Origin of the sequence: Flavivirga algicola (assembly GCF_012910715.1) — a bacterium.
Taxonomy (GTDB): domain Bacteria; phylum Bacteroidota; class Bacteroidia; order Flavobacteriales; family Flavobacteriaceae; genus Flavivirga; species Flavivirga algicola.
In genome coordinates, this window is sequence record NZ_JABBHF010000007.1 from 190,139 (window position 1) to 211,631 (window position 21,493).

Genomic DNA, 21,493 nt, shown 5'->3' on the forward strand with positions numbered 1-21,493 from the left:
AAACCGTGGTTAGATAAATTGATGTAATAACGATACCATTGAGAGTGGTGGGTTTTTGATGTGATTTTTTTGTACTGTTTAATAGCTTTTCTTTCATTATTTTCATATTTGATGCAAAGTTTAATTATTTTATTCATATATTTTTATTTATATTTATTATATAATATATAAAATATTTTTATGAATTATACATTGCATCAATTAGAGGTTTTTCTTAAAATAACAGAATTACAGAGTGTTACTAGGGCTTCCGAAGCATTGTATCTTACACAGCCAGCGGTTTCAATACAATTAAAAAAGTTCCAAGAGCAATTTAAAATTCCTTTGTTTGAAGTTGTTGGCAGAAGAATATACATCACTGAATTTGGTGAAGAAGTAGCACAGGCTGCTAAAAAAATAATGGAAGAAGTAAAGGCTATAGATTATAAGGCTTTATCATTTCAAGGCGAACTTGCTGGTAAGTTAAAAATAGCCATTGTATCTACTGCTAAGTATGTAATGCCTTATTTTATATCAGATTTTATTAATGAAAATAGAGGTGTCGATTTAATTATGGATGTAACTAACAAGGCTAATGTTGTTAGGGCTTTAGAAAATAATGAAGTTGATTTTGCTATGGTTTCAACAATACCTAAGAAACTTAAAATTAATAGAATTGAACTCATGAAAAATGAGTTGTTTATGGTGGGGAGAAAAGATTATAAGCATAAAGGAAAATATTTGTCTAAAACTGAGTTTCAAAAACTGCCACTTATTTACAGAGAACAAGGGTCTGCTACGCGTTTAGCTATGGAAAAGTTTATAGACTCTATGAAGATATCTACTTATAAAAAAATGGAATTAACCTCAAATGAAGCATTAAAACAGGCCGTTATTTCTGGTTTAGGATATTCTATCATGCCCTTAATTGGTATAAAAAATGCTATAAGTAATGAAGAGTTACAAATTATACCAGTAAAAGGACTTCCTATTACCACAAATTGGAATTTGGTTTGGTTGAGCTCTAAGAATATGACCAGTATTTCAAAAAAATTGATAGAACATATTAATGAAAATAAACAGTTGTTAATAGATAAGCATTTTGGTTGGTTGGATAAATATTAAATTTCTTTAAATAGCATAAAAAAGCCTTATCAAAATTAATTTTGATAAGGCTTTTGTTATTATAAAATAACGAAACACTTTTTACACTCTTAAAGGCTGATTGGTTATTAAATCAAGGTATTTATTTACCTTGTTTTTCAACTCATTTCTTACTGTAATAAAATCTAAGAAGCCATGTTCTAATAAAAATTCAGATGTTTGAAAGCCCTCTGGTAGTTCTTTTCCTGTAGTGTCTCTTACAATCCGTGGGCCTGCAAAGCCAATTAAAGCTCCTGGCTCGCTAATATTAATATCGCCTAGCATAGCAAATGATGCCGTTGTACCACCAGTAGTTGGATCTGTACACAATGAAATATAAGGGATTTTAGCGTCTGCCAATTGGGCTAATTTTACAGACGTTTTAGCTAATTGCATTAGGGATAATGCAGCTTCCATCATTCTTGCTCCTCCAGATTTTGATATCACCATTAAAGGAATTTTTTTCTTTAATGCATAATCTGCTGCACGTGCAATTTTCTCTCCTACAACGCTTCCCATAGAACCTCCAATAAACGCAAAATCCATACAAGCTACTACTAAGTCTTTTCCTTTGGATTTTCCTATAGCTGTACGAACAGCATCTTTTAAATTGGTTTTGTCTTGAGCATCTTTTAAACGTTCTGGATACTTTTTTGTGTCAACAAATTTAAGAGGATCCTTAGATTCTAAACTAGCATCTAATTCTTTAAATTTATTGTCATCGAATAATATTTCGAAATATTCTTTACTTCCTATGCGAACATGATAACCGTCTTCTGGGCTTACATAGAAATTTTTCTCTAATTCTTCTGCATCAACAACTTTACCTGTAGGTGATTTATACCAAAGCCCTTTAGGAGTATCTTTTTTCTCCTCGGTTGTTGTTGTGATTCCTTTTGTTTTTCTTTTAAACCAAGACATAATGATTTACTGTTTAACATCCCCATGTAAAAAGGGAATCTTTTTAAAATTTAGTTAGCACTTAGATATTCCTGCTTTTTCTGGAATAACATTCACTTTTAAGGCTAGATTAAAGCCTGACTACAAAATTAAGTCTTTTTTTAATTTTGTGGTAACACCCTAATGATTTTATTAATTCAATAATTGTAACTGGTTGTTTTGCAGGGGTGTAAATGTAAAAAGACTCTGTGTTATACAGAGTCTTTGATATATTTTTGTAGTAAATTCACCTAAAATTATAAGGTGTTTACATTGTTTAAATCTTCAAAAGCCTTTTTTAAACGTTCTACAAAAGTAAGCTCACCTTTACGTAACCATACACGTGGGTCATAGAATTTTTTATTTGGAACGTCATCTCCATCAGGGTTTCCTATCTGTGCTTTTAAATACTCAGATTTTTCGCCCATATAGTCGCGAATACCACTCATAAATGCGTATTGTAAATCGGTATCGATGTTCATTTTTATAACACCGTAGCTAATACCTTCGCGAATTTCTTCTACTGTTGAACCAGAACCGCCGTGGAAAACAAAATCAATGTGGTTTGCTTCAACACCATATTTTTCAGAAATATATTCTTGAGAATTTTTTAAGATTTTTGGAGTTAATTTTACGTTTCCAGGTTTGTAAACTCCATGAACGTTACCAAATGCTGCTGCAATAGTAAATCTAGGACTTACTTTGCTAAGTTCTTCGTAAGCGTATGCAACTTCTTCTGGTTGCGTATATAATTTAGAGTCATCGACATCTGTATTATCTACACCATCTTCTTCACCACCTGTAATTCCAAGTTCTATCTCGAGTGTCATGTCCATTTTACTCATGCGCTCTAAATAGGTTTTGCATATTTCAATATTTTCTTCAATTGGTTCTTCTGAAAGGTCAATCATGTGCGAACTGAAAAGTGATTTTCCTGTTTCTGCAAAATGTTTTTCACTGGCATCTAATAAACCATCAATCCAAGGTAATAGTTTTTTTGCACAGTGGTCTGTATGTAAAATTACTGGTACACCATAGGCTTCAGATAATGTATGCACGTGTTTAGCACCTGCAACGGCACCAGCAATGGCTGCTTTTTGTCCGTCATTACTTAAACCTTTACCTGCATTAAATTGTGCGCCTCCATTTGAAAACTGGATAATTACAGGGGCATTTAAATCTCTGGCAGTTTCTAATACACCATTGATGGTATCTGAACCTATAACGTTAACTGCTGGTAATGCATAATTGTTAGCTTTAGCATGATTGAAAATAGCTTGAACTTCATCACCTGTTGCTACACCTGGTTTTATATTGTGTCCCATTGTATTGTTTTAATTGATTTATAATTTTGACTGACCAAAAGTAATGATTTTTATAGATTCTATGTCAATGATTTAAATTGAAAATACAATTTGAAAGCTAAAACGTTGTAGTTTAGAAGCAAGCTGGCGTGTTACTGATTTAATGACAATTCATTTAAAAGGGATAGTTTATACCTATGTTATAAGTAGCATTTGAGAAGTTATAATCGTTAAACCATCGATTTTGATCTCTATAAAAAGGATCATAAGTTTTAAAACCTATGTCAAAACGAAATACAAAAAAACTAAAATCATAACGAAGGCCAAAGCCAGAGCCTACGGCTATATCTTTTAACGAATTAAAGTTTGTAAATGTGGCACTAGCGTCTTCTACGTTATCTAATACATTCCAAATATTTCCAGCATCAACAAAGATAGCCCCATTTAAATCTTCGAATATATTGAAGCGTTGCTCAGCATTCAAGGCTATTTTTAAGTTGGCTTCATTAAACTCATTGATGGTTTCAGAGCTACCTGGGCCTAAACCGTAAGCTGTCCATGCACGATTATCGTTGGGGCCACCTGCAAAGAAACTTTTTGAAAATGGTATACTGGTAGAGTTTCCGTAAGGAATGGCAATGCCTAAAAAACTTCTTATGGCCAATACATTCTTTTTTCCTAAATCCCAATGTTTTGTATAATCGAATTCTGTTTTTACATACTGTGAATAGGCAACATCAAAAATTTCGTAACGATCATCACTATTTTTCTTTAAGCCCAATAGTTTTGAAGTATTTGCAAGTAAATTGCCTGCTAGTTCTAGTTTGAAACGAAAGATTGAAAAGTCGTCATCAAACAAGTTGGTACGTTCGTCGTTAACAAAGCTAAAGCTGGAAGAAAGTATAAGGTTGTCTTCTGTTAATCGCTCTTTACGTTCATCAATACTATTTATTGTTGCTAATTGACTATCGGATATCTCACTAGGAGTTTGTGGGTTCAAGGCGTAATTTAAAAAAGCATCTGTTTGGCTAGGAATGCTTAAATCTGTATTTGAATCTATATAATTAACATCTTTTGCAATTTGATTTAGAGACTCATAAGAATTTTGATAGATTCCAAAATAATTATTTACATTAAGATTTCTAACGTATTGGGCATTAAATAAATCGAGTCTGTTGCTTACTTTTTTATTTGGATACCAGTTATAATTAAACGTACCACTAAAAGTTTGTTTGTCTAATCCTATGTTTGTCTGACTGGTTGCTGAAAGGCTCATTCGTGTAGAAGGAGACATGTACTTAGGAATGATACTCTCAGTATTGAAAGGTGAAAATAGCCTGGGGATGGTTAGTTTGAAATCGATACCTATTTCGTTAATATCAAAAAATGGGTCTTCAAGATTGTTTTTATCTTTTGAAGCGCCTATAGATCCAATAGCCGAGACTTCAAGAGTTTCTGCTCCTCTAAAAATATTTCTGATTAATAGACTCGGATTTAATGAAAACCCAACGGTTTGAATATTGCTCTGCGAAGCATCGGCACTAAAGCCTAAGCTGAACTTTTTTAAAGGTGTTAACCTAATGGTATCTGTTAGTGTATTGTCGGGATTCTCTATATATTCAATATTTGGGTATTTAAAGGTGCGTAATTCATTTAAATGCCTGTAAGTGCGCGTTCTATCGAGATCTCTAAAAACAGCGCCTGGGTTTATAAATATAGCGTCTGTGAGTGCTTCTGGTCTGTAGCGTATTTTATCGTAGCTATAGAGTTTGTAACCATTGTAAGTAATGGAATCTTGAAATGGTTTTCCCCTATTTTCAAATATGTAATCTGTTATAATGTTTACATCTTTAATTTTGAATATTTCAAAAGGTTCCCTTCTAATGGAATCTTGTGTTCTAATGGCCCTATCTTGAATTTGAATCCCGACATTTACCTTCTTATTAGTGCCAACGGTATCTATTTCGAAAGTGATGTAATCTTGATCAAAGTGAAATATCCCCGAGTTGCGTAATTCATTAGAAATCCTATCGCGTTCTTGTTCAAAATTAGTAGTCTTATATTGTTCGTTTGGTTTTATTAAAGCGTTCCGTTTAATATTTTGATATAAAGAATCTATGATGGGAGATTTTACTTTTTCTGAAATAGAATCTATTATAAAAGGAGTTCCTGTTTTTACTTCATACTTAACGCTTGCTCTTTTGTCCGCATTCTTTTTTATGTCATAAGCCGTTTTAACATCAAACCAACCATTGTTTATGTAGTAATCTTGAAGGCGTTTTACAGATTTTTTTGTTTTCTCTTCGTTTAAAATTACTGGAACTTCCCCGGTTTTACGCAGCCAATTATTAAATCCTACAGAAGAATTTTTTAATCGATATAATTGTTTTTTTGATAATTTTTTGGTTAATCGAGCTCTACGTTTGGGATTTTCATCCAACCATTCTTCAAATAGTGAATCCCTATTGTTACGAGCTAAATTATAAATGTGTAAACGTAACGGGATACCCGCAATTTTCCTGTTGGGTTTTTGGTATAATAAATTGTTTATGGTTTCTGTATTGTCTTTTTTGTCATTTACTAATACCGTGGTATTGGTAAGTAAATGTTCATTTTCGGCAACTCTTTTTGTACTATCACAGGATAAAACGTATCCTGTCAATACTAAGAAGATTAATATTTTCGAGAGCTGTTTTTTCAAATGAAATTAATTCAAATTATAATTTTTACGAATGGACTTCAATTAAAGAAATGTAATTCTGTCTATTTTGGACTCAAAAGTACATTTTTTCAGGTGTTTATTTTTATTTTTTTTCAAAGGGTGCATGTAAGACCAGAAAAATTTTAGTATTAGATATTTGCTTTGAAAAAAATATTTAAAAGATTTTAGTCTGAAACAACCGTATTTTTCATTTCTTTATAAAATAAAATATCACGTTAACTTAGATTACATGCTCTCTAAAAGCCATATAAAATTAATAACGAGTTTAAAACAGAAAAAATATAGACTGCAACATGGCTTTTTTGTTGTTGAGGGTGTTAAAACAATAAAAGAGTTGTTACAATCTAAATTAATACTTCATGCTTTATATACAACAGAATCTTTCAATATTGATGCCAAAAATGAAATTTTAATTACCGAAGTGGAATTAAAGCGCATAAGTTTTTTAACGACACCTAATAAGGCACTTGCTATTTTTAAAATTCCTGAAGCGAAATCGATTGGAGAAAATGGACTTATTTTAGCATTAGATGCCGTTAGAGACCCTGGAAACTTAGGAACGATTATTAGACTTTGTGATTGGTTTGGTGTTAAAGATTTGGTTTGTAGCAAGGAAACGGTAGATTGTTTTAACCCGAAAGTTATACAGGCTACAATGGGGTCTATTACCAGAGTAAATATTAGTTATGTGGATTTAGAGCGGTTTTTAAACGAAACAGGCTTACCAATTTATGGGGCTTTTATGGATGGAGAAACAGTTTACGATATACAATTGCCAGAAAAAGGGATTTTGGTAATGGGAAATGAAGCTAATGGTGTTTCTAAAGAAGTAGAAGCATTTATAAATACAAAAGTCTCCATTCCCAGATTTGGTGATTTACAAGCTACAGAAAGTTTAAATGTAGCTACTGCAACGGCTATTTTATTGAATGAATTTAGAAGGGTGAACTTTTAGTGTTCGATTGGCAGTGTTCCAATAGTCATTAAGATTGGTTTTTTTCTAAATAATTATTGATTATGTGATCATCCCATACTTGTGCTTCAATATACCTATCATATTTCAAATTCTCTTGAGATGACCATTTGTCTTTAGAGGGAATTCCGTATTGATTCAATAACTTTTGAATTTCATCTAACAAATATATTTGACCATTACAAGCTTTTCTATATTTAGCAAGTTTAGGCTCGTCGTAAAACTGAAATGATACCATGCTATCTGGGTAGGTGAAACTTATTTGTTCTGGTTTTATATTTGTCAAAGGAATCTTGACAACACCTGGGTTCGCATAGCAAGATTGCATCCATTCACATTTGCCCAAAGTAAAATAAGATGGACTGCTACTTTTTGGTTTCCCTCCTTTAGCAATAAACCCTTCTCTTAGCCTTTTTTCTAAAGCAAATCTTAATTCGACATAATTAGAAGGTCTTTTACTGTTAAAACCAACAGATATGTTGTTTTGAATTTTTTTAGCCTCTTCAAGTTTGTTTTGAGTAATGTTGAGAAATGGGCCTTGTTCAATTTCGTAGTAGTGATACAAAAACTCAGGTATATCCATTAAGTATTTGATTGAAGTTTGGTTTAAACTATTGAAAGGTAAAATTAACAAATACGCCTCTGGTTTTCATGCCAGCAATGTTACTGGTCCAGGGACTATTGGGGTCTTTATCTCTAACAAGTTCATCGCCTATTCCAAAAAGTCCACGAATAGAAGGTGTGAATTTAAAGTTATATAAGTATAAATCTATCCCAAATCCAAGTTCATAAAACAATGAATTCTTTTTGGTTCTAAATTGTCCATTTTTATTGTCTTCAGGGTTGTTTTCATTACTAGATAAGTTCAAGGCCGTAGAAAATCCACCTACAATAAAAGGTTTAAAATTATTCACGCGTTTGGTTGAAATCTTTACCAATAAGGGTAAATGTATGTAGGTTGATTTAACTTCCCTGATTAAATCTGAATTATTAAACGTTGTACCAGCAAAATACGTTTGACTATAATATAACTCCCGCGTTGTAATTAATAAGCCTGGTTCTAAGCGTAAATCAATAAAGCTATTGATGCGTAAATTTCCAATTAGACCAACACTGAAACCCGGGCTTTTTTTTACGTAGATATCTCGCAAATCTTCTTCATAATCAAAATTAAAATCGTAGCTATTAATCCCTAAAAAGTATCCCCAGCGTAATAATTTGTTATCTGTGGATCCTCTTCCTTGATTGGCATCATAAGTCACTTTTTCTTTGCTAAAAAGCTGCGCACTAGATGCTTGTACGATAAATAAAAATGATAGTAATGCAAAAAATCGCTTCATATTTATTACTTAGATGATTTGTAAATTGTTGCCACACCAAAAGTTTGTGGAAAATCTTCAACATTAATAAACCCAATTTTACGCAAAATATTGTTTAAAGCTTCTCCATAAGGAAAAACCGAGGCAGATTCGCACAAATATTTGTAAGCACTTCTGTCTTTTGAAAATAGTTTTCCAATAAGCGGTAAAATGTGTTTAGTGTAAAACTTGTAGCCCTGTTTGTATGGTGTTTTTGAAGGGATAGATGTTTCCAATATTACAAAAGTTCCTTTTGGTTTTAATACCCTAAAGATTTCTTTTAAACCATTTTCTAGAGTTTCAAAATTCCTCACACCAAAGGCCACGGTAATGGCATCAAACGAGTTGTCCTCAAAAGGCATATTTTCGCTATCACCCAAAACCATTTCTATTTTAGATTCTAAAGCTTTTTTCTTAATTTTTTCTTTACCAATTTCCAACATGCCGCTACTAATATCTAAACCTATAATTTTAGAAGCATTAGTTTCGGCTAGATTAATGGCTAAATCTCCAGTTCCTGTAGCAATATCCAAAATAGTCTCGGGAGTACTTTCTTTAACAAGCTTCACCACTTTTTTTCGCCATTTAATATCTATTCCAAAAGAAATAACACGGTTTAAACCGTCGTAATCTTCAGAAATAGTATCAAACATTTTAGTGACTTGCTCTTTTTTGCCTAAATCACTGTTTTTGTAGGGTTTAATTTTTGACAATGCTGTAATTTTTTGGCAAACCTACATAATTTATTTTTACTTTAATTATTAATTTAAGGCAAAATAAACCGAAGTGGTTTAAACAACTTCTTTGTATAGGTAATCTAGGTCAAAATTATTAAAATAAATACTATTTGAGAAAATATAAACTTTGAAAAAGTATACATTAAATAAGGTGACAAACATTATATTTATAATATCTCATGTAGCAATATGTATTTTATAGTATATTTGTTGCACTTTTTATGATAATCGAATAATGAAAATAATCATTGCTGGAGCTGGTGAAGTTGGATTTCATTTAGCAAAGTTATTGTCTTACGAGTCTCAAGAAATAACATTAATAGATATAGATAAAGAAAGTTTGGCTTACGCCGATGCCCATTTAGATATTAAAGTTATTAAAGGAGATACCACTTCAATTTCCATTTTAAAAGAAGCCCGAGTAAATAATTGTGACTTGTTCATTGCTGTTACGGCTATTGAAACAACAAATATCACGGTATGTGTATTGGCAAAACAATTAGGGGCTAAGCGTACTATTGCAAGGATTTCCAATACCGAATTTATAAACTATAAAGATGAGGTTGGTTTTACTAAATTTGGTATTGATGAATTAATTTCCCCAGAAGCCTTAGCTGCAGCCGAGATTAAATTATCATTAAAGCAATCCTCTTTTAATGATACGTACGAGTTTGAAGGTGGAGCACTTACCATGGTTGGTTTAACATTGTCCAGATCGGCTTCATTTGTTGGTAAAACAGTTAAAGAGGCTGCAAAGATATTTCCTGAAATACACTTTGTCCCAATAGCCATTCAACGTTTTGGTACGCAATATACAATCATTCCAAGAGGTAACACAGAATTTAAGAGAGGAGATAATGTCGTATTTGTAACTTCTGAAGGAGGTGCTGAAGAGCTCTGTAGACTCACAGGAAAATCGAACAGTGACATAAAGAATGTCATGATTTTAGGGGGCAGTCAAATTGGTTATAAGTCTGCAAGAGATTTGAGTGATAAAGGGTTTAACGTAAAACTTTTTGAAGAGAATAAAGAACGTGCGTTTGAAATAGCAGATGATTTACCGAACGTCCTAGTGATTCACAGTGATGGACGTAATGTTGATTTGCTTGATGAAGAGAATATTAGTGATATGGATGCTTTTATAGCTGTGGCAGGTAATTCTGAAACAAATATCATGTCTTGTTTAGTAGCCAAATCCAAAGGGGTTAAGAAAACTGTGGCTTTGGTAGAAAACATGGATTATTTCGAATTATCGCATTCGGTTGGTATTGAGACATTGATAAACAAAAAGTTACTGGCAGCAAATAATATCTTTAGATACATAAGAAAAGGAGAGGTCGTGGCCATGACTAAACTCAGTAATATGAATGCTGAATTGTTAGAGTTTGAAGTAAAACCGACTTCTGCCATTTGTAATAAGTATATTAAGGATGTTGATTTTCCAAGGTCTGCCATCATTGGAGGGGTTATTAGAAACGGCCTGGGTGTTATTGCTCTAGGAGATTTTAAAATTAGAGAAGGTGATCGCGTTGTGGTTTGTAGTTTGTTAAAATCAATAAAAGGTGTTGAAAAATTATTTCGTTAAGATGCATTTAAAGGATGAAGTTAAATTATAAAATAATTTTTCATTTCTTAGGTTTGCTACTGTTATTTAATGGCGGTTTTATGCTTGTGTCTGCCCTTGTGAGTTTTCTTTACGAGGATGGCGTTACATTCCAATTATTCTTATCTGGGATATTTACATTAATTGCTGGCCTTTTAGCCATGGTGTTTACAAGACATCATAAAAAAGAGATGAATAAACGCGAAGGGTATATTGTTGTTTCTTTTGGTTGGGTTATTATGGCACTTTCTGGCACCTTGCCCTATGTGCTAACGCAAAGTATTCCAAGCTTTACAAATGCTTTTTTTGAAACCATGTCTGGCTTTACAACTACAGGAGCTTCTATTTTAAATGATATTGAAGCTGTGCCTAAAGGTGTTTTGTTTTGGCGCAGTTTAACGCATTGGATAGGGGGTATGGGAATTATCGTTTTAGCGATTGCTATATTGCCTTTATTAGGAATTGGAGGTATGCAGCTTTTTGCTGCCGAAGCCCCAGGCCCTAGTGCCGATAAATTACACCCTAGAATTACTGATACCGCAAAACGTTTATGGCTTATTTATTTTGGATATACTGCGGCAGAAACCTTATTGCTTAGTGTAGCAGGTATGTCGTTTTTCGATGCTATAAACCATTCATTATGTACATTGTCTACAGGCGGTTTTTCGACTAAAAATGCCAGTGTGGCTTATTGGAATGGAGAACCCATTATTCAATACATTATTATATTATTTATGTTTTTGGCGGGTACTAACTTTGTTTTAAGCTATTTTGCTTTTAAAGGGAAAGTTCAAAAAATAATTAATGACGAAGAGTTTAAATTGTACTTCAAATTCATAGGAGTTTTTACATTAATTGCTGCGGTTATTATATATTTTAGGGCAGATATTTCTGCATCTTCTATTGTACACCCAATGGTTTGGGGAGAAGCTGAAAGTGCATTCAGGCATTCGCTATTTCAAGTATTGGCCATTATAACTACTACAGGTTTTGTGACAGCCGATTATACGATGTGGACACCTTTTTTAATGGTTTTCTTTTTTGGCCTTATGTTTTTGGGAGGATCTGCAGGAAGTACTTCGGGAGGGGTCAAAGTGGTACGTCATTTAATATTGATAAAAAATGGGTTTCTGGAATTTAAACGAACGTTGCATCCCAATGCTATTTTACCTGTTCGCTATAACAAAAGGGCTATTTCTGGAGATATTGTATTTAATATCCTGGGATTTTTTATTCTTTATATGCTGTCTTTCATTATCGGAGCCTTAGGATTTTCAATGTTTGAAATAGACTTTAAGTCGGCTATAGGTTTGGCTGCTTCCAGTTTGGGGAATGTAGGACCGGCACTTGGTGAGTTTGGTCCTGCAAATAATTATTCGGCTTTACCTCCTTTGGCGCAATGGTGGGCCTCTTTTTTAATGCTTATAGGCCGTTTGGAGCTCTTTACGGTACTTATTTTATTTACGCCTTTCTTTTGGCGTAATAGATAATGTAAAGATCTTTTTGTTAGATAAAACCTAGCTTTTTTGCTTCTTTTACTAGATTGAAGTTCTCTTTGTTTTTAGTGTCTAACAGGGTTTTTAATTTCGTTTTTCTTACTTCAATCGCTCTGGTAGATAATGGTATATAATTTGAAAGATCCTTGGTTTTTTCTCCCATCGAGAGGTGATATAATATTTGCCTGTCAAAATCATCGATCGTTATTCTATTGGCATATGTTTTACGAGTATAGCCTTCAATGGTTTTGCTGTAATATGTTTTTCCTTTTAAAGTGTCTATAATGGCATTTTTTAAATCAATGCCATCAATATCAGATTTAATCATAAACCCTTCAGGATGAATTTCATTAATAATATTCTGAATTCTGGTTTGATCTGTAATAGATGTTAAAACCAGTATTTTTGTATCGGGCGACTCTTTTCTTATCAAAAGTCCCAGGTCTTCACCACAAATAAAACGTTCGTTTCTTGAAATAGGGAGTTGAAGATCCAACAGTACAATTTGTGTTTTAATTCGTTGAATCTTGTATATGGCCTCATCACAATTTTTAGCAAAGGTTATATTAAAGGAAACATTTACTATTTCATTTAGTATGTTTTTATAAGCATTTGCTATAATAGCAGAATCTTCAATAATAAGTAGGTTAATGCTTATTTTGTTCATGCTGAGGGAATTATTTTTTAGTTCGACCTTCAAAAATATAGATTGTTTTTTGTAGTCAGCTTTAAAATAATCAAAATATGTGGAAAAACCGCAATAAATTATTAAATAAAAAGTATTCATTTGTACTTTGCTTATTAATGGGCAATAGGGGCTATTGTATTGACTTCCATTCTTTAAGCAAAAGGTTGTTATGCGAGCCACTGATTACTCAGTGGCTTTTTTTATAGTATAGCTGTTAAGAAAAAATACAATTGTTGATATGTCCATAAATGTTCATGATTAACCCTCGGTAATTCATGAATATAATAGTTTGTAAATAAGGTGATGTAACAATTTTAAAGTTTAAGCGTCGTCTTTATATAAACCAATAAAAATATACGAATCATGGAATTATTATTAACAGATCAAGACTTAGAGCCATTACCTGAATCCAATTCATTTTTAGAGCATACCAAACCACAAGGCATATTAAATTCTAACTATAAGAAATTAGTAAAAAGGAATTTAAATAATATCACTTCACAATCTCTTTTTGGAGTTAAACAACGTTTAAAAAATAGCCGATACAGATTTGCTTCAGGAGCAGAAACTATTTTGAAAGTATCTGCTTTTACTACTATTATTATTGCGATTTTTTCCTAGGCGACGATACTTTTTATAAAAGTTGTAACATTTTCGTAAAAAATACTAGATATATATAAAGCAGCTTTTTTACGATTGTTAACTGATGATCTTTTGAGCTAACCTCAAAATTATCTTTTATATTTTTTTGAATTGAATTTCGATGAACTTTTTTATCGGGCAGTCAATTTATTTTTACAACTTTAAATGTGTTGAATATATTTCAATACAATATCAACTTAAAAATTTAGAAAACTATGGGCGGAGAGGGATCGATGATGGCTGCTATTAATTCTTTAAAAAGCAATAGGAGTCTTATGTCTAAAAGAAAGGAAAAAGGCACTTTAGGCGGGAGTTATGCTAATGTTAAATTAGCAGAATTTCCTGAAGCAACCCCAGAACAGCTAAAGGAAATTAAAGAAAAGCTTCGTAAAGAAAACCAAAAAGATAGAACAAAACAGATTCTACTGTTTGGAGCATTGTGTATTATTTTAATTTCGACAATCTATTATTTTATTTAACGCATAAAAAAGAGGTCTAAAAAGTAATTTATTTTGTCATTCAGAGCGGAGCGAAGAATCTTATTAATGTGTAACCATAACATTAAAATTATGAGAGATGCTTCATTTCATTCTAAATGACACTTTTTAGACCTCTTCTAAATTATTGATTTGTTTTTTTTTTAGCTTACAGCTTCTTTTATTCGCTTAATGGCTTCAATAATTTGTTCTTGAGATGCCGCATAAGAAATACGAATACAATTCGGATTACCAAAAGCATCACCTGTTACGGTTGCAACTAGAGCTTCTTCCAATAAATACAAAGAAAAATCTGTGGCGTTGTTTATGGTTTTGCCTCGTAATGTTTTTCCGAAGTAAAAAGAGACATCTGGGAAAACATAAAAAGCACCTTCTGGAGTATTAGAGTTAAACCCTTCGATATCGCTTAGTAGATCAAGTATTAAATCACGACGAACTTTAAATTCGTCAATCATATATTGTACTTTACTAGGAGCAGCATTAAGCGCTGTGATAACTGCTTGCTGGGCAATACAATTGGCACCACTTGTAATTTGACCCTGTAATTTATTGCATGCACGAGCGATCTTTTCTGGAGCACCAATAAAACCAATACGCCATCCCGTCATAGCAAATGCTTTAGAAACACCGTTAACGGTAATAGTACGGTCGTACATATCATCAAATTCAGCCATGCTAGCATGACCTTCTCCGTAGTTTATATGCTCATATATTTCATCAGAAACGACATATATGTTTGGGTATTTAACCAATACATCGGCAAGCGCTCTTAATTCATCTTTGCTGTATACAGATCCACTTGGGTTACAAGGTGAGCTAAACCACATCATTTTAGTGTTAGGCGTAATAGCTGCTTCAAGTTGCTCTGGTGTCATTTTGAAATCGGTGTCAATAGATGTTTTAACTTCTACAGGAACCCCATCATTCAATTTAACAATATCAGAATAGCTTACCCAGTATGGGCAAGGTAAAATAACTTCATCCCCTTTATTAAGCATGACTCCAGCTATATTTGCCAAACATTGCTTGGCACCTGTTGAAACAACAATTTGAGGAAGGGTATATGTTAAGTTGTTATCGCGTTTAAATTTAGTAATAACGGCTTGTTTTAATTCAACATATCCGTCAACTGGAGAGTATGAATTGTAATTGTCGTTTATAGCTTGAATGGCGGCGTCTTTAATAAAATCGGGTGTATTAAAGTCTGGTTCGCCAAGGCTTAAACCAATAATGTCTTTTCCTTCTCCTCTAAGTTCTCTTGCTTTTGCTGCCATTGCTAAAGTGGCAGACGTAGACATGTTTAAAATTCTATCTGATAATAAGTTCATTTTTTTATATGTTGTATTGAAGTAAAAATGTGAATTTTAGGCTAAACTAGGTTTTTTTCCTAATACTTTAAGTTGGTTATAGTGTTCGTATATGGCTTCCCAAATAGTCTCATATTCATTATATGGCAGGCTAAACTCTTTAGCAGTTTGTTTAACGATTTTAGCTATTCTGTTATAGTGGATATGGCTAATTTGAGCAAATAAATGATGCTCAACTTGTCGGTTTAACCCACCCGTATAAAATTCAACTAACCAGCTTTTAGGTGAAAAATTAGATGTTGTAAACAATTGATGGATTGCCCAGGTATTTTTCATATTACCATTTTCATCAGGTAAAGGCATTTCTGTATTGGGCATAACATGAGCTAGTTGAAAAATAACGCTTAAAATAATCCCGGCAGTGTAGTGCATAATGAAGAACCCTATTAAAACTTGCCACCAAGTGAAGCCTAAGGCTAATGGTAAAACAACCCAGATGGCATAATATATAATTTTACCAATAATTAGCTTGGTCCACTGTGTTGCAGGGTTAGGAAACTTACCATAAGACAACTTTCTTTTTAAGTACACAAATGTTTGTTTGAAATCCGTTGTAACTGCCCAGTTTACGGTTAACAAACCATATAAAAAGAATGCATAATACTTTTGGTATTTATGAATTTTAAGCCATTTGGTGTGTTTTGAAAAACGTATAATTCTACCAGCGTCAATGTCTTCATCATGCCCCTGGATATTCGTATACGTGTGATGCAAAACATTATGTTGCACTTTCCAGTTATAATCATTTCCAGCTAAAATGTAAATGCTGCTTCCCATTAATTTATTAACCCATTTTTTACTTGAAAAAGAACCGTGATTAGCATCATGCATGACGTTCATGCCAACACCAGCCATACCAACACCTACAATCATCATAAAAACAACTTGAGTCCAAGCGGGCAAATCAACTGTAAAGATTAATACAACTGGTACGATAAGTAATGAAAACATGACTACCGCTTTGGTGTATAATTTCCAATTTCCTGTACGTTTTATGTTGTTGTCTTTAAAATAATCGTTAACACGCTTGTTCAGCGTTTTAAAAAATTTTGCAGAATCATTTCTTGAAAAAGTTAATGCTTTTTTACTCATGCTATTAATTTAAAATATAAGAAGGAATAAATTCCGATTGTTATATACCGAGCAAAGATAAGTATAAACGAACTTAAGTAATAACGTTTTTTTGTAAAAATATGCATGGAAAAAGTATATTTTTGTTGAAAATTTAACACCTATGGAGCTTGTTTTAAAATATTTCCCGGAGCTAACCGAAGATCAAATTTCAAAGTTTGAAAAGTTGGAAACACTTTACCAAGATTGGAATTTAAAGATTAATGTCGTGTCCCGTAAAGATATTGATGAGCTTTATTTACGTCATGTGCTACACTCTTTGGCTATCGCCAAGGTTTTAAAGTTTAAAACGGGAAGTAAAATCCTTGATGTTGGCACTGGCGGAGGTTTTCCAGGTGTTCCTTTGGCTATTTTGTTCCCTGAATGTTCCTTTCATTTGGTAGATAGTATTGCCAAAAAATTAAAGGTTGTCAATGAGGTGGTAGAAGGTTTAGGGTTAACCAATATAAAAACAACACATAGTCGTGTAGAGGATATTAAAGATACTTACGATTTTATTGTAAGTCGTGCTGTGGCTGCTATGCCGACTTTTGTGCATTGGGTAAAAGGGCGTGTTGCTAAGCAACAAAGACATGGCCTTAAAAATGGTATTTTGTACTTAAAAGGCGGGGATTTAAGTGAAGAACTTAAAGACTATAAAACAGCTGAAATATATAACTTAAGCGATTTTTATACTGAAGATTTTTTTGAAACTAAAAAAGTGGTCCACCTACCGCAAAAATTTAAGGGGTAGCCATGTATTACAATTTTAATAGAAGCTGTATATTATTATTAAAATAGTAGTATTGATTTTGAAACCAGTAGGTGTTGGCAAACGAATCTACCGTTACTATTTTTTTTTCTGGAGATAATATAGACTTTGCTTTCTGTAAATTCAGTTTGGCATTAGTGGTGTCACCTATTTTGTAATAGGTTAATGCGAGGCCGATAAGAGCATCAAAGTCTGTAGAATCAAACTTTAAAGCAGTAGAGAAGTCAGAAATAGCATTATTGTACTTTCCTAATAACAAATAGGAGGCTCCTCTATAAAAGTAAGCAAACGTGTTGTTTCTATTAATTCTTAATGCCGTTGATAAATCAATATTAGCTTTTTGGTAGTGATTAATGTCCATATAAAACACTCCTCTGTTGTAAAAATTATGTGCATTTGGTTCTGCTATTATGGCAAAAGAATAATCTTTTAATGCTCTTTTTGGCATGTTAAGAGCTTTGTATGCAGCAGCTCTTATTGTATATGTTTTTGATTGGTTTGGGGCTTTCTTTATAACTTTACTAAAATCTTTCACAGCATCTTCATATTCGCCCAAATCGTACTTTACACACCCAAGGCTGAACAAGGCGTCAATAAAAGTAGAGTCTATTTCGAAGGCTTTACCGTAGTCGTTTTTTGCTCCCACAAAATCTTTTAAACTATATCTGGAGTTTCCTCTATTATAATAAGTATCCGCATCAGGGTTCAAAACGATTATTTTTGAATAATCAACGATGGCGCCATGATAATCTCCTATATCGTTTTTTGCAATCCCGCGATAAAAATAAGCATCAAGATTTTTAGAATCTAGCTCTAAAGCTTTGGTGAAAAGATTAATCTTTTCATTTAAGTTGGTTTCTCTTATTGCTTTCCTGAAAAACTTATTGGATTGTGCAAAAGTTAATATAGGCAATGCTATTAACGCAGTTATAATAATTCTTTTCATGCTATAAGCAAGTCTTTTAGGGTATGATTCTAAACAATAAAGTTAGTAATATTTTATATATAACGTTAGGTTTTGTTTTTTAAGTATTAATAATTGAGTAAGTGACAAGGTTATAACAGGGTAGATTGTATTGTGCTGCCTCAATAAATAGAAATCTTAATTTTTAGCGAATAATAAATCTTGTTTCTTTTTTTGCAGATAGTTTTTTTCAAATTTATTGTTAACTATATTTATAGCATAATCTATATGTTTTATGGCTTCTGGAAGGTTGTTTGTAGCGTAATAATAATCAGACAAAGTTCCATAATACAAATAGGCTCTTTGTACAAAAGTCTCTGGTTCAATTTGGTCAAGGTACTTTTTAGACGTTTTGTAATCTTTGTTTTGTAAGCAAACAACAGCCATGGTTAGCAAGTGAATTGGCATAGGTTGAATGTTGTAAAGACACTCATACCAATGGAGTATTTTGTTCCAGTTTGTATCTTCAAAACGGGTTGCGCGTAAATGTTCGGCAGCAATAGCAGCTTCATAATGGTAACAAGAAAATGTAGCTGTGCTAACAGCCTTGTTCATCATGGCGTTCCCTAATTTTATTAGCGGAAAGTGCCATTGGCTTCTATCCTGATTTTTTAGGTCTAAAAGCTCGTTTTCGGCATTGGTTTTTGTTTCGATACGCGCCGAATGAAAACACATTAAAGCAAACAAGGCATAAACCTCTGGTGTTCGGGTGTGCTTATTTTTTAAGAGCATTTTACATAAGCGCATGGCTTCTCCACATAATTCTTTTCGAATTAGGGTCTCTTCTTTATTAGAGTGAAACCCTTCATTGAAAATAAGGTATAGCACTTCCATAACACTTTCTAATCGCTGAGGCAGTAATGTGCCTTGTGGGATTTGGAATTTTAATTGAGATTTTCGTATGGCTTTACGAGCGCGGGTCAGTCTCTTTTTTATACTATCTTCTTTAGTTAATAAGGCAGAGGATATTTCTTTAATACTAAATCCTGAAACTGTTTTCAATGCAAATGAAATACGGTCTCTGGGATCAAGTTTTGGATGGCAAGCTGTGAAGATCATTCGAAGTTGTGAATCTTCAATTTCAGTGTCTAAGAAGAGTTCGTTTATGGCAATGGTATTGGTGCCATGAACAATACGGGGAAGGTGTTTTTTTTCAGTATTTAATTTCCTGAAAATATCTAAAACTCTATTTTTAGCAGCTTGGGTTAGCCAGGCTTCAGGATTGTCTGGTTGTTTGGTACGCCAAGAAATACTTGCTTTTATAAAAGTATCCTGAACGGCATCTTCAATGATTTCGAGATGAGAAAGCCCAAAGATTCGAGTTAAAACAGAGACCATTTTTCCACTATGATAACGGAATAAATGGTCTATGAGTTTTTTTTCCATTAGCGGTCAAATACCATAATTTCACGAATCTCTACAGTGCCACCTAGATCGTAATCGGGATAATCTTCAGCAATTTTTTGAACCGCATCAAAATCGGTAGATTCTACCAGGTAGTAGCCACCAACAATTTCTTTAACTTCTGCGGATGTTAGATCTGTGACCGTTCTATTTTTACCAACCACACGGCGAATAGCAGGTGTTAAGGCATTGCCTCCACGAACAACCCCTGCTTTTTCCATTTTGTCATTCCATGCAAACCATTTTCCCATCCTGTTTTGAAGTTCTTCTGGAGATAAACCAAGATCTGTGTAATCTGCTCCGATGAAAATCATCATAAATTCTTTCATAATTATAATGTTTTTATTGTTTATATAGTTAAGACGTTTATTAAATTAAAAAAGGGGACACTATTTTCAAATTTAACAGGTTTTTTTCATCTATATACCATTACTTTTAGAAATGCCAAGTGCCAATCCTCTTAATTCGGCTAAACCTTTTAACCTGCCAATAGCAGAATAACCTGGGTAGCTAATATTGGTGTTTACATCATCAAGCATTTGGTGTCCATGATCTGGTCGCATGGGTAGCGTTTTATTTAGCTCCTTTTCAATTTTTAAAACAGTCTTTACAATCTCATACATATCTGAGGAGCCATCTAAGTGATTATCTTCAAAAAAACTACCATCGTTTTCGCGTTTTACATTGCGTAAATGAAGAAAATGAATACGATCTTTAAATTTTTCGATCATCTTTGGGAGGTCATTATCGGGGTTTGCACCTAAAGAGCCTGTACAAAAAGTGATCCCGTTAGAAGGGCTGTCTATAAAGTTTACCAGATCTTCCAGATCTTTTTCAGATTTTATAATCCTTGGAAGCCCCATAATATCCATGGGCGGGTCGTCTGGATGAATGGCCATTTTTATACCGAGTTCTTCAGCAATGGGAATAATTTCATTTAGAAAATAAGAAAGATTCGATTTCAAATCTTCATGAGATACGTCTTTATATTGAGCAATCATTTCCTTAAAAACAGGAATGGTTAAGTCGTCTACCGTACCAGGTAATCCTTTTAAAATATTGTCTTCTAATTTCTGCTTGTCTTCATCAGACATTTTTGAATATCGAATATCGGCCTTTTCCAATATATCTGGTGTATAGGCGTTTTTAATAGTGTCTCGCTGTATGATATATTTTTCAAAAATAGCCATGTCTACCTTATCGAATCGTAAAGCGGTTTTACCATTGTCTAGTTTCCAAAAAAGGTGCGTGCGCGTCCAATCTAATACAGGCATAAAATTATAACACACATTTTTAATACCGCATTGCGCCACATTTTTTAAGCTTTGTTTATAGTTTTCAATACGATATTGATAATCACCACGACGTAATTTAATATTTTCATGAATGGGAATACTTTCGATAAAAGACCATGTTAAGCCAGCTGCTTCAATGCTGTTCTTGACTTTTTGTATCTCACTGGTGTTCCAAACCTCGCCATTTGCGATATGGTGTAAAGCCGTTACTATGCCTGTAGCCCCCGTTTGTTTAATGTCCGATAGTGTTACAGGATCGTTTGCCCCAAACCATCTAAATGTTTCTTGCATTTTATATTATTAAGAGAAAGATAGGTTTTCAAATTTAGTAAATTCCTAATAAGACGGGAACTTTATGTTTAAATTTAGTGTGATTGATGTGGGTAAGTATTTAAATTGTTTAGATATGGTGAAAAAAATGATTAATGGATTAGAGTAAAAATAACTTTATAAGGTATTTATTATGTTGTATTCTGATTAATATTTGGTTAGATATTACA

At 33.0% G+C, this 21,493-nt stretch carries 20 protein-coding genes; 7 read left to right on the forward strand and 13 right to left on the reverse strand.

Annotation, left to right across the window (positions count from 1 at the left end; translation table 11 throughout):
* The first annotated feature begins 180 nt into the window (after nt 1-180).
* Nucleotides 181-1,104, forward strand: a complete 924-nt coding sequence (locus HHX25_RS13315) for a LysR family transcriptional regulator (protein ID WP_169674352.1) — start codon at nt 181-183, stop codon at nt 1,102-1,104.
* Between the two features lie 81 nt (nt 1,105-1,185).
* On the opposite strand, the gene accD is transcribed toward HHX25_RS13315, so the two are convergent.
* The 3 genes from accD to tamL form a co-directional block, all read right to left on the reverse strand.
* A complete protein-coding gene (accD, locus tag HHX25_RS13320; protein ID WP_169674355.1) occupies nt 1,186-2,043 on the reverse strand; it encodes an acetyl-CoA carboxylase, carboxyltransferase subunit beta in 858 nt (285 codons plus the stop codon).
* 275 nt (nt 2,044-2,318) lie between these two features.
* Nucleotides 2,319-3,386, reverse strand: a complete 1,068-nt coding sequence (gene fbaA, locus HHX25_RS13325) for a class II fructose-bisphosphate aldolase (protein WP_169674358.1) — start codon at nt 3,384-3,386, stop codon at nt 2,319-2,321.
* 154 nt (nt 3,387-3,540) lie between these two features.
* Nucleotides 3,541-6,066 (reverse strand): translocation and assembly module lipoprotein TamL, encoded by a 2,526-nt coding sequence (gene tamL / locus HHX25_RS13330; protein ID WP_169674361.1) that lies wholly within the window; start codon nt 6,064-6,066, stop codon nt 3,541-3,543.
* A gap of 250 nt (nt 6,067-6,316) precedes the next feature.
* On the opposite strand from tamL, the gene HHX25_RS13335 reads away from it, so the two are divergent.
* A complete protein-coding gene (locus HHX25_RS13335) occupies nt 6,317-7,042 on the forward strand; it encodes a TrmH family RNA methyltransferase (RefSeq protein ID WP_169674364.1) in 726 nt (241 codons plus the stop codon).
* Between the two features lie 28 nt (nt 7,043-7,070).
* Here the strand turns inward: HHX25_RS13335 and HHX25_RS13340 are convergent, their stop codons facing one another.
* From HHX25_RS13340 to ubiE, 3 genes are read right to left on the reverse strand one after another with little or no spacing between them, the layout of a single operon-like run.
* Complete coding sequence (locus HHX25_RS13340; RefSeq protein ID WP_169674368.1) at nt 7,071-7,643, reverse strand: hypothetical protein; 573 nt, start codon at nt 7,641-7,643, stop codon at nt 7,071-7,073.
* A gap of 28 nt (nt 7,644-7,671) precedes the next feature.
* A complete protein-coding gene (gene porT / locus HHX25_RS13345) occupies nt 7,672-8,400 on the reverse strand; it encodes a type IX secretion/gliding motility protein PorT/SprT (RefSeq protein ID WP_169674371.1) in 729 nt (242 codons plus the stop codon).
* 5 nt (nt 8,401-8,405) lie between these two features.
* Entirely contained in the window at nt 8,406-9,131 is a 726-nt protein-coding gene (ubiE, locus tag HHX25_RS13350) for a bifunctional demethylmenaquinone methyltransferase/2-methoxy-6-polyprenyl-1,4-benzoquinol methylase UbiE (protein WP_169674375.1), read from the reverse strand.
* Nucleotides 9,132-9,390: 259 nt separating this feature from the next.
* On the opposite strand from ubiE, the gene trkA reads away from it, so the two are divergent.
* Together trkA and HHX25_RS13360 are read left to right on the forward strand one after the other, a co-directional pair.
* Complete coding sequence (trkA, locus tag HHX25_RS13355; protein WP_169674379.1) at nt 9,391-10,740, forward strand: Trk system potassium transporter TrkA; 1,350 nt, start codon at nt 9,391-9,393, stop codon at nt 10,738-10,740.
* A gap of 14 nt (nt 10,741-10,754) precedes the next feature.
* Nucleotides 10,755-12,248, forward strand: coding sequence for a TrkH family potassium uptake protein (locus HHX25_RS13360; RefSeq protein ID WP_169674382.1), 1,494 nt, complete (start codon nt 10,755-10,757; stop codon nt 12,246-12,248).
* Nucleotides 12,249-12,264: 16 nt separating this feature from the next.
* Here HHX25_RS13360 and HHX25_RS13365 read toward each other — a convergent pair whose 3' ends face one another.
* The gene (locus tag HHX25_RS13365; RefSeq protein ID WP_169674384.1) at nt 12,265-12,921 is read right to left on the reverse strand and encodes a response regulator transcription factor; all 657 of its coding nucleotides are present in this window, start codon (nt 12,919-12,921) and stop codon (nt 12,265-12,267) included.
* A 384-nt stretch (nt 12,922-13,305) separates the two neighbouring features.
* Between HHX25_RS13365 and HHX25_RS13370 the strand changes: the two genes are divergently transcribed.
* Nucleotides 13,306-13,563 carry a hypothetical protein gene (locus HHX25_RS13370; protein ID WP_169674387.1) on the forward strand — a complete coding sequence of 86 codons (258 nt, stop codon included), beginning with the start codon at nt 13,306-13,308 and terminating at the stop codon, nt 13,561-13,563.
* Between the two features lie 236 nt (nt 13,564-13,799).
* Nucleotides 13,800-14,063 carry a hypothetical protein gene (locus HHX25_RS13375; RefSeq protein ID WP_169674390.1) on the forward strand — a complete coding sequence of 88 codons (264 nt, stop codon included), beginning with the start codon at nt 13,800-13,802 and terminating at the stop codon, nt 14,061-14,063.
* A gap of 161 nt (nt 14,064-14,224) precedes the next feature.
* Here the strand turns inward: HHX25_RS13375 and HHX25_RS13380 are convergent, their stop codons facing one another.
* Together HHX25_RS13380 and HHX25_RS13385 are read right to left on the reverse strand one after the other, a co-directional pair.
* A complete protein-coding gene (locus tag HHX25_RS13380; protein WP_169674393.1) occupies nt 14,225-15,409 on the reverse strand; it encodes a pyridoxal phosphate-dependent aminotransferase in 1,185 nt (394 codons plus the stop codon).
* 36 nt (nt 15,410-15,445) lie between these two features.
* Nucleotides 15,446-16,540: a fatty acid desaturase family protein gene (locus tag HHX25_RS13385; RefSeq protein ID WP_169674396.1), complete on the reverse strand. Its 1,095-nt coding sequence runs from the start codon at nt 16,538-16,540 to the stop codon at nt 15,446-15,448.
* Nucleotides 16,541-16,682: 142 nt separating this feature from the next.
* Between HHX25_RS13385 and rsmG the strand changes: the two genes are divergently transcribed.
* A complete protein-coding gene (gene rsmG, locus HHX25_RS13390) occupies nt 16,683-17,312 on the forward strand; it encodes a 16S rRNA (guanine(527)-N(7))-methyltransferase RsmG (RefSeq protein ID WP_169674398.1) in 630 nt (209 codons plus the stop codon).
* Between the two features lie 7 nt (nt 17,313-17,319).
* Here the strand turns inward: rsmG and HHX25_RS13395 are convergent, their stop codons facing one another.
* From HHX25_RS13395 to uxuA, 4 genes are all read right to left on the reverse strand, one after another.
* Entirely contained in the window at nt 17,320-18,276 is a 957-nt protein-coding gene (locus tag HHX25_RS13395; protein ID WP_169674401.1) for a tetratricopeptide repeat protein, read from the reverse strand.
* A gap of 156 nt (nt 18,277-18,432) precedes the next feature.
* Complete coding sequence (locus HHX25_RS13400) at nt 18,433-19,680, reverse strand: RNA polymerase sigma factor (protein WP_169674404.1); 1,248 nt, start codon at nt 19,678-19,680, stop codon at nt 18,433-18,435.
* Complete coding sequence (locus tag HHX25_RS13405; RefSeq protein WP_240964534.1) at nt 19,680-20,015, reverse strand: YciI family protein; 336 nt, start codon at nt 20,013-20,015, stop codon at nt 19,680-19,682. The genes HHX25_RS13400 and HHX25_RS13405 overlap by 1 nt, the downstream gene beginning before the upstream one ends.
* 102 nt (nt 20,016-20,117) lie before the next feature.
* A complete protein-coding gene (uxuA, locus tag HHX25_RS13410) occupies nt 20,118-21,284 on the reverse strand; it encodes a mannonate dehydratase (RefSeq protein WP_169674410.1) in 1,167 nt (388 codons plus the stop codon).
* Nucleotides 21,285-21,493 lie beyond the last annotated feature (209 nt).

Excerpts from the sequence above, each read along its gene's own strand:
- fbaA (WP_169674358.1), bottom strand. The coding sequence starts at position 3,386 with ATGGGACACAATATAAAACCAGGTGTAGCAACAGGTGATGAAGTTCAA.
- HHX25_RS13385 (WP_169674396.1), bottom strand. The coding sequence starts at position 16,540 with ATGAGTAAAAAAGCATTAACTTTTTCAAGAAATGATTCTGCAAAATTT.
- HHX25_RS13370 (WP_169674387.1), top strand. The coding sequence starts at position 13,306 with ATGGAATTATTATTAACAGATCAAGACTTAGAGCCATTACCTGAATCC.
- uxuA (WP_169674410.1), bottom strand. The coding sequence starts at position 21,284 with ATGCAAGAAACATTTAGATGGTTTGGGGCAAACGATCCTGTAACACTA.
- HHX25_RS13380 (WP_169674393.1), bottom strand. The coding sequence starts at position 15,409 with ATGAACTTATTATCAGATAGAATTTTAAACATGTCTACGTCTGCCACT.
- accD (WP_169674355.1), bottom strand. The coding sequence starts at position 2,043 with ATGTCTTGGTTTAAAAGAAAAACAAAAGGAATCACAACAACAACCGAG.
- porT (WP_169674371.1), bottom strand. The coding sequence starts at position 8,400 with ATGAAGCGATTTTTTGCATTACTATCATTTTTATTTATCGTACAAGCA.
- HHX25_RS13340 (WP_169674368.1), bottom strand. The coding sequence starts at position 7,643 with ATGGATATACCTGAGTTTTTGTATCACTACTACGAAATTGAACAAGGC.
- rsmG (WP_169674398.1), top strand. The coding sequence starts at position 16,683 with ATGGAGCTTGTTTTAAAATATTTCCCGGAGCTAACCGAAGATCAAATT.
- trkA (WP_169674379.1), top strand. The coding sequence starts at position 9,391 with ATGAAAATAATCATTGCTGGAGCTGGTGAAGTTGGATTTCATTTAGCA.
- HHX25_RS13360 (WP_169674382.1), top strand. The coding sequence starts at position 10,755 with ATGAAGTTAAATTATAAAATAATTTTTCATTTCTTAGGTTTGCTACTG.
- HHX25_RS13375 (WP_169674390.1), top strand. The coding sequence starts at position 13,800 with ATGGGCGGAGAGGGATCGATGATGGCTGCTATTAATTCTTTAAAAAGC.
- HHX25_RS13405 (WP_240964534.1), bottom strand. The coding sequence starts at position 20,015 with ATGATGATTTTCATCGGAGCAGATTACACAGATCTTGGTTTATCTCCA.
- HHX25_RS13395 (WP_169674401.1), bottom strand. The coding sequence starts at position 18,276 with ATGAAAAGAATTATTATAACTGCGTTAATAGCATTGCCTATATTAACT.
- HHX25_RS13335 (WP_169674364.1), top strand. The coding sequence starts at position 6,317 with ATGCTCTCTAAAAGCCATATAAAATTAATAACGAGTTTAAAACAGAAA.
- HHX25_RS13400 (WP_169674404.1), bottom strand. The coding sequence starts at position 19,680 with ATGGAAAAAAAACTCATAGACCATTTATTCCGTTATCATAGTGGAAAA.
- HHX25_RS13365 (WP_169674384.1), bottom strand. The coding sequence starts at position 12,921 with ATGAACAAAATAAGCATTAACCTACTTATTATTGAAGATTCTGCTATT.
- HHX25_RS13315 (WP_169674352.1), top strand. The coding sequence starts at position 181 with ATGAATTATACATTGCATCAATTAGAGGTTTTTCTTAAAATAACAGAA.